Source organism: Terriglobus sp. (assembly GCF_965201105.1).
Taxonomy (GTDB): domain Bacteria; phylum Acidobacteriota; class Terriglobia; order Terriglobales; family Acidobacteriaceae; genus Terriglobus.
The window spans coordinates 3,231,690-3,244,966 of the sequence record NZ_OZ241741.1 but is presented as its reverse complement, the minus strand read 5'-3'; the positions used below and the strand labels follow the sequence as shown (position 1 = coordinate 3,244,966).

Annotated in this window: 11 protein-coding genes; 4 read left to right on the top strand and 7 right to left on the bottom strand. The window is 62.9% G+C overall.

What is annotated here, in order from left to right; translation table 11 throughout:
- Nucleotides 1-5: 5 nt before the first annotated feature.
- Entirely contained in the window at nt 6-2,291 is a 2,286-nt protein-coding gene (locus ACOFKT_RS14355; RefSeq protein ID WP_419804666.1) for a TIM-barrel domain-containing protein, read from the bottom strand.
- A gap of 34 nt (nt 2,292-2,325) precedes the next feature.
- Nucleotides 2,326-2,874, bottom strand: coding sequence for a MarR family winged helix-turn-helix transcriptional regulator (locus ACOFKT_RS14350; protein ID WP_419804665.1), 549 nt, complete (start codon nt 2,872-2,874; stop codon nt 2,326-2,328).
- Nucleotides 2,875-2,951: 77 nt separating this feature from the next.
- Between ACOFKT_RS14350 and ACOFKT_RS14345 the strand changes: the two genes are divergently transcribed.
- Both ACOFKT_RS14345 and ACOFKT_RS14340 read left to right on the top strand, forming a co-directional pair.
- Nucleotides 2,952-4,541: a DHA2 family efflux MFS transporter permease subunit gene (locus tag ACOFKT_RS14345; RefSeq protein ID WP_419804664.1), complete on the top strand. Its 1,590-nt coding sequence runs from the start codon at nt 2,952-2,954 to the stop codon at nt 4,539-4,541.
- Nucleotides 4,542-4,569: 28 nt separating this feature from the next.
- Nucleotides 4,570-6,012, top strand: a complete 1,443-nt coding sequence (locus ACOFKT_RS14340; protein WP_419804663.1) for a chloride channel protein — start codon at nt 4,570-4,572, stop codon at nt 6,010-6,012.
- A 28-nt stretch (nt 6,013-6,040) separates the two neighbouring features.
- On the opposite strand, the gene ACOFKT_RS14335 is transcribed toward ACOFKT_RS14340, so the two are convergent.
- The 4 genes from ACOFKT_RS14335 to ACOFKT_RS14320 form a co-directional block, all read right to left on the bottom strand.
- Nucleotides 6,041-7,351: a M56 family metallopeptidase gene (locus tag ACOFKT_RS14335; protein ID WP_419804662.1), complete on the bottom strand. Its 1,311-nt coding sequence runs from the start codon at nt 7,349-7,351 to the stop codon at nt 6,041-6,043.
- Nucleotides 7,348-7,728, bottom strand: a complete 381-nt coding sequence (locus ACOFKT_RS14330; RefSeq protein WP_419804661.1) for a BlaI/MecI/CopY family transcriptional regulator — start codon at nt 7,726-7,728, stop codon at nt 7,348-7,350. Before ACOFKT_RS14330 ends, ACOFKT_RS14335 begins: the two co-directional genes overlap by 4 nt.
- A 142-nt stretch (nt 7,729-7,870) precedes the next feature.
- The gene (gene dinB / locus ACOFKT_RS14325) at nt 7,871-8,962 is read right to left on the bottom strand and encodes a DNA polymerase IV (RefSeq protein WP_419804660.1); all 1,092 of its coding nucleotides are present in this window, start codon (nt 8,960-8,962) and stop codon (nt 7,871-7,873) included.
- Nucleotides 8,963-9,163: 201 nt separating this feature from the next.
- Nucleotides 9,164-10,042: a LytR/AlgR family response regulator transcription factor gene (locus ACOFKT_RS14320; RefSeq protein ID WP_419804659.1), complete on the bottom strand. Its 879-nt coding sequence runs from the start codon at nt 10,040-10,042 to the stop codon at nt 9,164-9,166.
- A 71-nt stretch (nt 10,043-10,113) separates the two neighbouring features.
- Between ACOFKT_RS14320 and ACOFKT_RS14315 the strand changes: the two genes are divergently transcribed.
- Together ACOFKT_RS14315 and ACOFKT_RS14310 are read left to right on the top strand one after the other, a co-directional pair.
- A complete protein-coding gene (locus tag ACOFKT_RS14315; RefSeq protein ID WP_419804658.1) occupies nt 10,114-10,668 on the top strand; it encodes a Uma2 family endonuclease in 555 nt (184 codons plus the stop codon).
- 163 nt (nt 10,669-10,831) lie between these two features.
- Nucleotides 10,832-12,496, top strand: coding sequence for a catalase (locus tag ACOFKT_RS14310; protein ID WP_419804657.1), 1,665 nt, complete (start codon nt 10,832-10,834; stop codon nt 12,494-12,496).
- A gap of 73 nt (nt 12,497-12,569) precedes the next feature.
- On the opposite strand, the gene ACOFKT_RS14305 is transcribed toward ACOFKT_RS14310, so the two are convergent.
- The gene (locus ACOFKT_RS14305; RefSeq protein ID WP_419804656.1) at nt 12,570-13,022 is read right to left on the bottom strand and encodes a hypothetical protein; all 453 of its coding nucleotides are present in this window, start codon (nt 13,020-13,022) and stop codon (nt 12,570-12,572) included.
- Nucleotides 13,023-13,277 lie beyond the last annotated feature (255 nt).

Here is a 13,277-nt window from a genome sequence, read left to right as displayed (position 1 = left end):
AAAGCCTAATGCACCACCTTCACCACGCTCGCATCGCTGCCGCTCCAAGCCTTCGCGCCCGTGTGCATCAGCTTGCCAGCAGCATCGCTCCACCGCAACTCCGTCGTTTCAAACTCGCCGTGCTCATACGCGTAAGTCTTGCCGTCGTCGTTGTACAACGTAAAGCTGCCATCGGCACCGGGATACACGCGCACCTCGGCAATACTCTGCTTGTCTTCGGTGCTCTCCACCGCTGACCCCATCGGCACGATCGACCCCGCCCGCACAAACACCGGGATGGTATCGATCGGCGCAGCTACGGTCACGCGCTGCCCGCCGTGCACGCGCTCGTTCGTCCAGAAGTTGTACCAGTCCGTTCCGGCTGGCAGGTACACGCTGCGCCACGTCGCACCCTGCTCCGTTATCGGCGCAACCAGCAGCGCCGGTCCAAACATGTATTCATCCCCAATGTCCGCCACGTTCGGATCGCTCCCGAAATCCAGAAACAGCCCACGCATAAACGGCTCACCGGTCTGGTTCGCGTGCCATCCCAACGAGTACAGGTACGGCAACAACGCATACCGCAGCCGCAAGTATTTCTCCAGGATCGGCTCGGCCTGCTTGCCGTAACTCCACACCTCGTTCTGCGGACGCGTTCCGTGCGTGCGCATGTTCGGCTGAAACGTTCCGTACTCAAACCACCGCGTATACAGCTCGGGATAATCGTCATACCCGCCCACCACATCGCGCGCGTCGCTTGGGTCCAGCAGCGGCTTGTGCGCCGGCGTGTGACGCGCGGGCAGACCCTGCCAACCGCCAATGTCCGTCGACCAGTACGGCATGCCGCTCGACCAGAAGATGGTGCCATTGTGCTGCGCTCCCAGGTAGCTCGCGCGCGCCAGAATCAGCGCACGTTCATGCATGTCCGCGCGCATCCCTGTGTAGATCGCACCCGTGTGGAACAGCGGGTAAATGTTGAAGAACGCCGTGCCCGGCCCCACGTGAAAATAGCTGCCATTCGGCGGCAGGTCGGGTTCCGTCTCATCCGCCCAGAAGCTGTCGAAGCCCTTGGCAACGTAGTTGTCCCGGATCGTCTGCCAGTACCACTTCGCCGCGTCCGGGTTGGTCGTGTCGATGTCGGAACCGGCTTTGTCAAAGGGCAATCCATTCGTCGGCGTGCCATCCGCCAGGTGCTCAAACCAGCCGTGATCCAGCACCGTCTTGTAGTAGCGATCCTCCGGCACAAACCGTGGCCACACGCTGATCATGGTGTGAAAGTGCATGCCGTGCAGCTCGCGATTCATGGCAATCGGATCGGGCCACTGCGCGGGGTCCATGTCCATCTCCCCCATCTTCGTGTAGTGAAACCAGTCGATCACCAGGTCGTCAGCAGGCAAGTGCCGCTCGCGATATCCATGCGCCACCGCCAGCAACTCGTCTTGTGAGCTGTACCGCTGCTTGCACTGGATGTACCCATAAGCCGAACGAGGCAGCATCGGCACATCGCCCGTCAACAGCCGGTAGCCGCGATACTGCGCTCGGTAATCGCCCGCGATCACAAAGAACGAAACACGCTGACCGACCTCACTCGTGAACGTGTTCTGACTGTTCAACCCAAACGTCGCCGTCGTGCGCGAGGGGTTGTCCCACAACAGCGCATAACCCTTGTTGGTCACCACAAACGGCACGCAAACGCTCTCGCCGCCCGGAGCGTTGTAGTCATGCGCGCACCGCAGCGTATGGCCGCGGCGGTCCAGGTAGGCCTCCTGGTTCTGCCCCATGCCGTAGTCGTGCTCGTCCGGCGCCGCGCTGAACGTCGCGCCAACGGTAAAGAACGGCGCATCGCCCGGTCGCCGGTCGTTCAGCAGCCACGCCGTCGCGTCCTTGTAGTTGGGCGGTGCCATCTGCCATCCGTGCAACTCCAGCAGCATCGAGCCGTCCGCCTTCACAATGCTCAAGCCGACATAAGGCGCGGAGCCGCTGAAGTACTTTGCCGTTTCCGGCAGCTTGCCGGTTTCCGCCGCCCTCGGGTTGCGTCCTGTCACCCGCACGCTTAGCAGGGCAGAGCGCAGAACCTCCGCATCCCCCACCGCGGCTGCGCTCCAACCAGCACTGTCCGCCCGCGCGCTGATCCCGTACCCTGGCCCTGCAAGCGCATCTTCACGCCGCAGGCTCAGCGTTACGTGCACGATGTTCGCCGCGTATGGCGTGACCGTTACCGTGGCGCCAGAGCGGTCCAGTTGCAGGCCTTGCGCCCACAGCAGAGCCGGCCACAATGCAGGCAAAACAAACAGCAGGGCAGCAACTCGCACGCAGAAGCCTTTCCTAAAAGCAATCGCAGTCAGGCTACAGCTTCGCGACGGATTTCGGCTTTCCGCCTCGTTTGCGTGGCCGGGCGGCCGGCATTGCTTCGATCTGCGCAATGCGTTGTGTTGCCCTGGTGAACGCCGCGTTCATCGCCTGCAATTCAGCCACGGTCGCGTCGCGCCACACCTGCAGCTCAAAAGCAGTGGTCGCTGCCACGGCTTGCTGCAACAGGGCGTCGCCCTTCGGCGTCAGCGCAGACACCAGAATGCGCGCATTGTGCTTCGCGGGTTGGCGCACCAGCCAACCTTCGCGAACGGCCCGCTGCAGCATGGCCTGCAGCGTCTGCGGAGTGACCTGGCAAAGCCGCGCAATCTTGGCGGAACTCGCATCTTTTCCATACCGCACCGCAAACAGCATGCGCAGTTGTGGCAGGGTCATGCCCTGTGGCCGCATGGTCTCTTCCAGCCAGTCGCGAAAGCCAAACGTAAACACCCGTACGCTGTCGCGCAGCTGCCTGGCGGCGTCCGCCTTCGACCCGCCCTTTGGCATCGGAAGCGCCTTTTTCCATTCCTCAAATTCGTCTTGCACCGCGCGTCGGCTCGAGCTCATCTGTATCAGTGCCCTGATACACTGTATCAGCACCCTGACACCGCGAATCAGACCGAATGCCACCTCTCGCCATCCCGCACGAAGACGTCTGGAAGCCGAAACACAATCCCTGGCTGATTGCGCTCACGGTCACGCTCGCCACCTTCATGGAGGTGCTGGACACCTCCATTGCCAACGTGGCGCTGCCGCACATCGGCGGCTCGCTTGGCGCCTCGCAGGAGGAAGCCACCTGGGTCCTGACCAGCTACCTGGTCGCCTCCGCCGTCATCCTTCCCATCAGCGGCTGGCTCTCCAACCGTATCGGCCGCAAGCGCTTCTACATGACGTGCGTCGCCATGTTCACCGTCTCATCCGTGCTCTGCGGCTTTGCCCCCAGCCTGCCCATCCTTATCTTCGCCCGCATTCTGCAGGGCCTGGGCGGCGGCGGCCTCGCGCCCAGCGAACAGGCCATTCTCGCCGACACCTTCTCCGTGGAAAAACGCGGGCAAGCCTTCGCTCTGTACGGCATGGCCGTGGTTGTCGCGCCCGCCATCGGCCCCACACTCGGCGGCTGGATCACCGACAACTACTCCTGGCACTGGATCTTCTTCATCAACCTGCCCATCGGCATCATCTCGCTCCTGCTCTCAAACCGCATGGTCGAGGACCCGCCCGAAATCACCGAGCGCACCAAACGCAAAGACCCGGTCGACTACATCGGCCTGCTCAGCGTCGCCATCGGCGTCGGCATGCTCGAGTTCACGCTCGACAAAGGCCAGGAAAAAGACTGGTTCGGCTCCGGCGAGATTCAGGCGACCGCCATCGCCGCCGTCGTCATTCTCCTCTTCTTCGCGCTTTGGGAGTGGTTCCACCCCGATCCCATCGTCGACCTGAAGCTGCTCAAGAACCGCAACTTCGGCACCGCCGTCTTTCTGCAACTCGTCCTCGGCATGGTGCTCTTCGGCTCCACCGTCCTCATCCCGCAGTATCTGCAGGTCCTGCTCGGCTACACGGCAGAAAACGCGGGCAAGGTGCTCTCACCCGCCGGCTTCGTCATGATGGTCGGCATGGCCATCGCTGGCCGCACGCTGGGCAAGGGCGACCCGCGCCTTACCGTCATGCTTGGCTACCTGGCCGTCGCCGCGGGCCTGTATAACCTCACGCGGCTCGACCTCTACTCCAGCTACCACACCGTCATGCTGTGGCGCGCGCTCCAGGTCGTCGGCCTGCCGTTCATCTTTATCCCGATCAGCACGCTCAACTACGTGGGCGTGCCGCGTGAAAAGTCGAACCAGATTTCGGCCCTGTCAAACTTTTCGCGCAACATCGGCGGTTCCGCCGGCACCGCGCTGCTCACCACCTTTCTTGCGCGCACCGCGCAGGTCCACTCCGTCGCTCTGGGTGCAAATATCTACGCTGGCTCCGCGGCAGTGCGCGATTTCGTCGCACGTTTTGCCGACATGACACACTCCAGCCTCAACGCCGCACAGCCCCTGGCACTCGCGCAAATCTATGGTCAGCTCGGCCGCCAGGCCAACATGCTCGCCTATAAGAACGCCTTTTTCGTGCTCGCCTGCACCGTTGCCGTGCTTTCACCGCTGGTCTGGATCATGCGCCTTCCGCCAAAGCGCGCCGCCGCCGATCCCGAACAGTTAGCCGCACACTAGCCCGACACTCTAAGCTAGAGAAGATCGCATGCCCTGGCTTACCCGACATCCCCTGCTGCAACGAAGTCTGCCGCGCGTGCAGGAAGACCTGTCGGCCACCTACACACGGTCCCTGCAGAAGTGGCTCATCATCGCGCCGCTCATGGGCCTCGTTATCGGTGCGGCCATCAGCCTGGTCGCGTGGGTCATCCTGCATGAAATGTGGCCCAGGGTCATGGCGCAGTACCTGGCACACCACTGGCTCATCGTGCCGGGCCTCACCGTCAGCATGGCGGTCACCGGCCTCATCATGCAGTACCTGGTCGCCAATCCCGACCGCCACTCCACCGAAGAAGTCATCGAGGCCTACCACAACAACAGCGCCATTGACATGCGCACCTTTCCACAAAAGCTGCTCGCCTCCGCCACCACGGTCGGCCTGGGTGGCAGCTCGGCGCTCGAAGGCCCAAGCATCTACGGCGGTGCCGCCCTGGGTACTTGGCTTTGGTCCATCCTGCAGCGCGGCAAGCGCCTTCGCCTCACCCCGCGCGACCGCCGCATCATGCTCATCTGTGGCGCCGCCGCGGGCATGTCCGCCGTCTTCCGCGCGCCCCTCACAGGCATCGTGTTCGCGTTGGAGATGCCCTACAAAGACGACCTCGCGCATGAGGCCGTGCTGCCCTCGCTCATGGCGTCCGTCGTTTCCTATCTCACACTTGGCGCACTGCTGGGCAATGAGGTGCTCTTCGACTTTCCGGCGGCGCGCGACTACACGTTGCGCGACCTGGGCTGGTGCGCCCTGCTCGGCGTCGTCATCGGCTTGGTTGCCATGGTGTTCGGCATCAGCTTCCGCCGTCTGCGCCGCCTGGTCGTCCGCTGGAAACTGCCGCACTGGGTCAAGCTCGCCGTGGGCGGCTTTCTCACCGGCTGCATCGGCCTGGTCTTTCTTTGGATCTTCCCAGGCGACATCGTTCCGCTCGGCGCAAATTATGAGGTGGTGCGCAGCGTCCTGAACGACGCCCACAGCTCCACGGAGCTGCTCGCCTTCACCGTCTTCAAACTTCTGGCAACCGCGGCCACGCTCGGCTTTGGCGGCGTCGGCGCCATGTTCGTGCCCATGTTCCTCTCCGGTGGCTGCATCGGCACGGCATTCGCGCAGTCCGTGGTGCAAACACCCATGGTGGGCATGTACGCCGCCGTGGGCATGGCATCCTTCATCGCCGCGGCTTACAAAACGCCACTCGCCTCCGTCGTCTTCGTGGCAGAGGCCACAGGCGGCCACGGCTTCATCATCCCCGCGCTCATCGGTGCCGCCGTCGCCTACACCGTTTCAGGCGACGCCTCCATCTCGTCCGACCAGCAGATCCGCGAGGCCCGCATTGAAGCGCAGGTGGAGGCGCACCAGGAAGCCCAGGAAGCGCAGGAAGCCGCCCAGGAAACCCAGGAAGCGCAGCACGCCGCCCAAGAGGCGCAGCACGCCGCAAAAGCCTAGCTGCTGCGCCTCGCACCTTGGCGCAGAATCAACCTGCAAGTGAGAACGTCACCGTAATCGTCGTCTCCACCTCCACCGGATCGCCATTCAGCAGATAAGGCTTGTACACCCACTGCTTCACCGCTTCCAGTGACGCAGCACGCAGCTCTTCCGGACCGGACGCCACCTGAAGGTTCTGCACCGTCCCATCCTTGCTGATGATGGCGTTTAACACGACCGAACCCTGCACCTTGGCCTTTTTCGCCTCCTCCGGGTACTTCGGCGCGACCTTGCTGACGATCTGTCCGGCCGCAACGCCGGGCGCGATCTTCAACTGCGGGTTGGCGTGAACTGCGGCCGCGGTAGCCACGTTCAGGTGCAACGCAACCGCAGTGCTGCAGATAGCGGTCGCAACCACAGCGCTGCCGGCGACCAGAGCAATACGAAGCGAGCGTGCGATTGGAAAATTTCGACGGTTCAGCATAAGAACTCTCCGTTCCAACTGGTTGGCATCGAACAGGCCGATGGCGTGGGGTTGCGCTGGCCGCCGCGCGGTCAGCAGGGTTGCAAGCTCCAGCAACGTGTGGGCATATCGCCGCGCGTCGCCGGTAAACTCCGCGGCTATGCCGTCGCACACACGCTCGCGCGTTTCGGCCAGGTTGGCCAACGTGACCCAAACCGCCGGGTGGTACGCGACCGGAACGGACAGCAGACGGTAGACCAGGTGCTTCGCCGCATCGTGCCGCGCAACGTGCGCCAGTTCATGACCGAGCGCCGTGCGCAACTGGGCTGCGGACACCTCCTCGGCGAAGCCTGGCGGCAGCATCAGCACTGGCCGGAACAGGCCAAACGTCAGCGGTGTCCGTACTTCCGCGGCAGTCGCAAGCTCCACGCGTGCAACGTGAAAGCGCGTACAGCATTCCCGTACAAACAGCGCATCGCCGTCTCCCAGCATGAGTGGCGCCGCGTGTCGCGAAAGCTTCTGCAACCGTACCCACTGCCAAACAATGCGCAGCAATAACACGGCGATGACGCTGCCGTACAGCAGCAGCGCGGCCCGCAAAGCGAATGACGCCGCTACGTCCCCGTGAGCCTTTGCCGCGCCAAACGTGATCGTGACCGCGCCCTCCGCCCCGTTCGTTGCTTGAAACAGGTGGCGCAGCGCTGCTCCGAGCCAGGGTGCGGCGCACGCCGGCAGGATGATTTGTGCAAGCAACGCGCCGACCCAAACCCGGTGCTCCATCGCCGGCCCTAGCCTGCGCAGCGCACGCGCCGCCAGCCATGCCACGCCAAGCAGCAGCGGCGTCTGCCATAGCGAGTTCAGCAGATACTCCGCCGCGTGATGCACCAGCGCATTCATGCCTCGTCCTCCTGCTGCTGCAGCTTGCGTGCAATGCTTGCCAGCTTGCGTGCGTCCAGTTGCCGCGTCTTCACCAGGCTCATCACCAGGTCTTCGCTCGACCCGCCAAACATGCGCTCAACCAGGTCGCGCACCGCATGGCCGTGCGCCTTCGCCTCGCTCAGCGTGGGCCGGTAGCGGTAGGCGCGGCCTTCCATCGCTCGCGTCAGCTTGCCCTTGCGCTCCAGGATGTTCAGCATCGTCTGCACCGTCGTGTAAGCCGGCGGGGGCTGCATTTGCTCCTGCACCTCCGCGACCGTGCCACTTCCCAGCGACCACAACGCCTGCATCAGCTTCAACTCCAGCGGCGTCAGCCCGTCCTTTTTCAGTTTCGCCACAGCGATCTCCTAATGCTTTCGGAGACTAAGCCGCAAGATCGAAACTTGTCAACTAAATATTTAGGACTCAATTGCTCAAGAGGCTACCAGCCTGCGTTCACGCCCGGCCCATGCGGTTCAAGCCACAGTGCAGGCCGCCAACCTACTCGGTCGCCGGGAACAATGGTGGCTCTTCGTCCGACTGAAAGTTGCTCAATCCAACCCCGGCCAGACGGAACAATTGCGTAGGCTCCAGGCCAACGCGGTCGAACATGGCCATCGCGCAATCCGCCAGCGCCTCCGCCGACCGCGGCATCTCCGCCGGAGTCACACTGCGCGTCAAGCTGGTAAACTCCTTCGTCTTCAGCTTCAGCACCACGGTGCGTGCGCCGCGCGCGTTGGCATGGCTCGCCTTCCAGACCTTCTCAGCCAGCCTTCGGATCGCGTGCTCCGTTTCATAGAGCGGAACGTCCTCCGGAAATGTGTCCTCGGCAGACACCTGCTTGCGCACGCGGTTCGCCACCACCGGGCTGTGGTCGATGCCGCGCGCCAACGCATACAGCCGCATGCTGAACCGGCCGAAGCGCGCCTCCAGTTCGGTCATCTCCAGCGCCTGTACATCGCCCATCGTCTTCACGCCGCGCGCGTTCAGGTGCTGCTCGGTCACCTTGCCCACGCCGGGTATGCGCCCAATCGGCAGGTCTCTCAGAAAGCCGTGTACCTGGTGCGGCTGAATCACAAACAGCCCATTCGGCTTGCGCCAGTCAGAAGCAATCTTCGCCAGAAACTTGTTAGGCGCCACACCGGCGGAGGCCGTCAGATTCAGCTCGTCCTGAATCTGCTGGCGAATGCACATCGCCACCCGGGTCGCCGTCGGCAGGCCCGTCCTGTTCTCCGTCACATCCAGGTAAGCCTCATCCAGCGACAACGGCTCAATCGCATCCGTGTGCCGCGCAAAGATCTCTCGCACGGCAAGCGACACCGCCTTGTAGCGCGTGAAGTCCGGCGGCACAAACACCGCATCCGGGCACAACCGCTCCGCGCGCACCGCTGGCATCGCCGATCGGATGCCGAACCGCCGCGCCTCGTACGACGCCGCGCACACCACCGACCGCAGTCCCTTCCAGGCCACCACCACCGGCCGCCCGCGCAACGCAGCATTATCGCGCTGCTCCACCGACGCATAGAACGCGTCCATGTCCACATGCACGATCTTGCGCAACGGAGCTTCGGAGTTGGCAGCTTCAGGATGCATGGCGGTTGCGCACGGAAACGTCCCGCCCAGTGTCTCATCTTCGCCGGATCTTCGCTTTACCCGAAGGATGTTCCTTCGCCGGAACGATGTTCGCCTCGCCGGAACCAGTGTCATCCTGACCCTGAGCTTGCCGAAGGGTGAAGGATCTGCTTTCAGACCCGGCCTGCACTGCGGCCGTGGGCTCGTCGCCCTTAAAGCCATCTACAAATTAAACAGCTCGCGCAGCCGCTTGATCTGCGCCCGCGCCACCGGAATCTCCGTGTGCTTGCGGTCATCCATGCGCAGCAGGTAGGTGCTTTTAAACCACGGCACCACTTCCTTGATGTGCGCAATGTTGACCAGGTACGACCGGTGCGCCCGCCAGAAGCTGTCCGCGTCTACCTGCTCGGCAAGTTCCTCGATCGTGCGGCAGTTCGCCAGCCCCTCTATCTGTGGCGTCACGACAGAGATCGCACCCTCCTCGATCGATGCAAACGAAACATCGTGCTGGTCGACCAGCAGCAGCCGCTGTCCGCTCCGCACCACCACCTTGCCGCTGCGAGTCTTTGCCGGAACTCGCGCCACCCCAGCCTGTTGCGGCGCTCCGCCCGCCTGTAACTCCAGCAGCTTCAGCAGGCTCTCCAGCCGCTCCTCGCTGCTGGCCTGTGGCACGGTTTCAATACTTGTTTGAACGTTTGAAGGTGCGTTCGCAAGCTGCCGCGCCCGTACTTTCTCAATCGCCTGCCGCACCCGCCGCTCTTCAAAGGGCTTTAACAGGTAGTCGATCGCATTCACCTCAAACGCCCGCACCGCGTATTGATCGAACGCCGTCGCAAACACCACCTCCGGCATGCTCTCCTCGGCATCGGGGCGCATCGCCTGCGCGTCCAGCAGCTTCTTCAACACGGCAAACCCGTCCAGCCCGGGCATCTGCACGTCCAGAAACACCACGTCCGGCGCCGCATTGCGAATAATCTTCACCGCCTCGATCCCATTGCTCGCCTCCGCCACCACGTCCACATCACCCACTCGCTCCAGCAAGTACTGCAGCTCGCGCCGTGCAAGCGGCTCATCATCCACGATCACGGCAGAGATCGGCATCAGCGCAAGTATAGGCGGCAGGTAGGTGAACATAGGTGACGGAATACAGTGTGGCGGCGCATACTTTACTTATGGCGACCGCGGTCTCAGTTCCCGTCGAAGAGTACCTGAGCCACACCTACCGGCCGGATCGCGACTACGTGAACGGCAAAATCTTGAGGCGTCATTTGGGTGAGCGCTGGCATGCTTCGGTACAGTTGATGATCAGCATGATCTTCGGGCAGCACCGGCATGAATGGGGCCTCGTTCCCTTGCCGGAGCAGCGGGTACAGGTCAAGCCGGATCGTTACCGCGTGCCGGACATATGCGTTGTGCGCGCCGAGGATGCCTTCGAGCCAATCCTGAAAACACCACCCGTGCTGTGCGTGGAGATCCTCTCGACCAAGGACCGGTTCAGCCGCATTCTGGCACGTGTCGAAGACTATGTATCCATGGGCGTGCAAGAGGTCTGGATCATCGATCCGCGCAGCCGTGAGGTCTGGACGATCGACGCAAGTGGTCGTCCTACGCCGTTTGCTGGCGAGGTATTGACCCTGAACGCATCCGTCGCCAACGTCCCGGTCGCGGAGATATTCGCCCTGATCGACGAAGCTCCAGGAGCGACCCACGACGAGCGTCGAAACTGATACCTGTGATCTGGTTCAGCGCGGACCGCGCTGCGTGACGCGGATTTTCACACGACCATGTTTGATAACAGTTCTCATCTGCGTAAGAATGATGGGGTAGCCGCGGACGACCCGACCCACGATGCCTGGCCCGCCCTCAGCACACCATAGGAGACATTCGCGTATGGCAGAGATGAAGAACGGCAACGGCGCGGGCAATGGCGCTTCCAACGGCAACGGCGCAAACGGCAACAGCAATGCCTCGCATGCGAGCGCGCCCAACGGCACCCAATACGAAGCCCAGACCCTGACCACCCGCCAGGGCCACCCCGTGCCCGACAACCAGAATCTGCGCACCGTCGGTGCCCGCGGACCCGCGGTGCTTGAGAACTACCACTTTCTCGAAAAGATCACCCACTTCGACCGCGAGCGCATCCCTGAGCGCGTCGTCCACGCCCGCGGCGCCGGCGCCCACGGCTACTTTGAGGCCTACGGCAAGTGCGGCGACGAACCGGTCAGCGAGTTCACCCGCGCCAAGCTCTTCCAGGAGTCCGGCAAGCAGACCCCCATCTTTGTCCGCTTCTCGACCGTCATCCACGGCACCCACTCGCCCGAAACCCTGCGCGACCCGCGCGGCTTCGCCATCAAGTTCTACACCGAAGACGGCAACTGGGACCTGGTCGGCAACAACCTCAAGGTCTTCTTTATCCGCGACGCCACCAAGTTCCCAGACATGGTGCACGCCTTCAAGCCGGACCCGCTGACCAACCGCCAGGACAACGGCCGCTTCTTCGACTTCATCGCCAACACCCCCGAAGCGACCAACATGGTCACCTATCTGTTCAGCCAATACGGCATCCCGGCCAGCTATCGCTTCATGGAGGGCTCCGGCGTCAACACCTACAAGTGGGTCAACAAGGACGGCCGCGCCGTTCTGGTCAAGTACCACTTCGAACCCAAGGTCGGCGTCAAGGGCCTCACCCAGGACGAAGCGAACCAGGTCCAGGCGACCAATTTCAACCACGCCACCCAGGACCTCTACGACTCCATCGAGTCCGGCAACTACCCCGAGTGGGAAATGTTCGTTCAGATCATGAGCGACGACGAGCACCCTGAGCTCGACTTCGATCCGCTCGACGCCACCAAGATCTGGCCGCGTGAACAGTTCCCCTTCCTGCCCGTCGGCAAAATCGTGCTCAACCGCAACCCCTCCAACTTCTTCGCGGAAACCGAGCAGGTCGCCTTCGGCACCGGCGTCCTCGTCGACGGCCTCGACTTCTCGGACGACAAGCTCCTCGTCGGCCGCACCTTCAGCTACTCGGACACCCAGCGCTACCGCGTCGGCACCAACTACCTGCAGCTGCCCATCAACAAGCCCATCGGCTGCCCCGTCTTCACCGGCCAGCGCGACGGCTCCATGGCCTTCGACGTGAACGTCGCCCCCAACCAGAACCCGCATGTGAACTACGAGCCCAGTTCACTCGGCGGCCTGAAGGAAGCCACCCGCAACGGCGTAGAGTACACCCCAGAGGTCAATGGCAAGCTGGTCCGCCAGAAGATTGACCGCACCAACGACTTCGCCCAGGCAGGCGACGCCTACCGCACCATCCTCACTGCCGAACAACGCGATGAGCTGGTCATGAATCTGGGCGGCGCCCTGGCCGACTGCACCGACTACAACCGCGAAAAGCTCTACACCTTCTTCGACCAGGCCGACCAGGACTACGGCAAGCGCGTCCGCCAGGAAACGCAGAAGGCACTCGACGCGAAGGCCGGCATGAACGGCAAGGCATCCGCCGCCGTCCAGCACGGCCTCGACCACGCCACCGCCCTCGCCGGCATACGCTAACCCACATACCTCCACCAACAGAGGAAGGCCGGGCACCCCGCCCGGCCTTTCTTCGTTTACGCATGGCTCTGCGCTACAACTTGTCGCGCAGCAACGCCATAATCTTTTGGTAGCTCGTCCCCTGGTACGGCACCGCATACGTCAGCACGCCGTTGCTGTAGCTCTCCGATTCCGCAGCCGCGTGGCGGACGTTCACTGTCTTCAGCTTGGTCGCCACCGCCTCCTTTGCCTCCGGGCTGCTCCGGCACAACGAGTCCATGGCGTCGGTCACGTTCACAATGAACGCCCACGGGCTCTGCTGGTTCGGGTTATCCGGCGACGTCTCCACGTCGGCAAAGGTGCTGTAGTCGGTGTTGATCTGCACATTGCTGCCGCAGGTCTTGTTCGCGGCGGCCAGATGCTCGGCAACCTGCTTCTTGTCATTGGCGATCATCTCGCGCTGTTTCAGGCTCTGTGCGCCGGCAGAGGCGGCCAGCGCCGCTCCGCAGATCATCGTGGCAATTGTGGCAGTGTGTGCAAAGCGCATCGATTCTGTCTCCTCGTACTGCTGCGAACGGTAGATGCTCTACGACGTACTTTCGTCCCCTTCTTCGAAACTTTCTTTCCAGCAATGGGCAACAGCCGATGCGTTCGCTTGAGCCGCACTCACTTGCATCGTGAAACTGCTCGCCACACGCAGCCCCCGCGGTTTTGCGCCAATGCAGCAGCACAGCAGGGAGGCGGAAAGCACAAGCAAAGAAGCGGAAAGCACAAGCAAAGCACAGCCGCGCACCTGCATCCT

Coding starts and splice junctions, on each gene's coding strand:
- dinB (WP_419804660.1), bottom strand. CDS start 8,962: ATGCATCCTGAAGCTGCCAACTCCGAAGCTCCGTTGCGCAAGATCGTG.
- ACOFKT_RS14315 (WP_419804658.1), top strand. CDS start 10,114: ATGGCGACCGCGGTCTCAGTTCCCGTCGAAGAGTACCTGAGCCACACC.
- ACOFKT_RS14345 (WP_419804664.1), top strand. CDS start 2,952: ATGCCACCTCTCGCCATCCCGCACGAAGACGTCTGGAAGCCGAAACAC.
- ACOFKT_RS14340 (WP_419804663.1), top strand. CDS start 4,570: ATGCCCTGGCTTACCCGACATCCCCTGCTGCAACGAAGTCTGCCGCGC.
- ACOFKT_RS14335 (WP_419804662.1), bottom strand. CDS start 7,351: ATGAATGCGCTGGTGCATCACGCGGCGGAGTATCTGCTGAACTCGCTA.
- ACOFKT_RS14320 (WP_419804659.1), bottom strand. CDS start 10,042: ATGCCGATCTCTGCCGTGATCGTGGATGATGAGCCGCTTGCACGGCGC.
- ACOFKT_RS14305 (WP_419804656.1), bottom strand. CDS start 13,022: ATGCGCTTTGCACACACTGCCACAATTGCCACGATGATCTGCGGAGCG.
- ACOFKT_RS14310 (WP_419804657.1), top strand. CDS start 10,832: ATGGCAGAGATGAAGAACGGCAACGGCGCGGGCAATGGCGCTTCCAAC.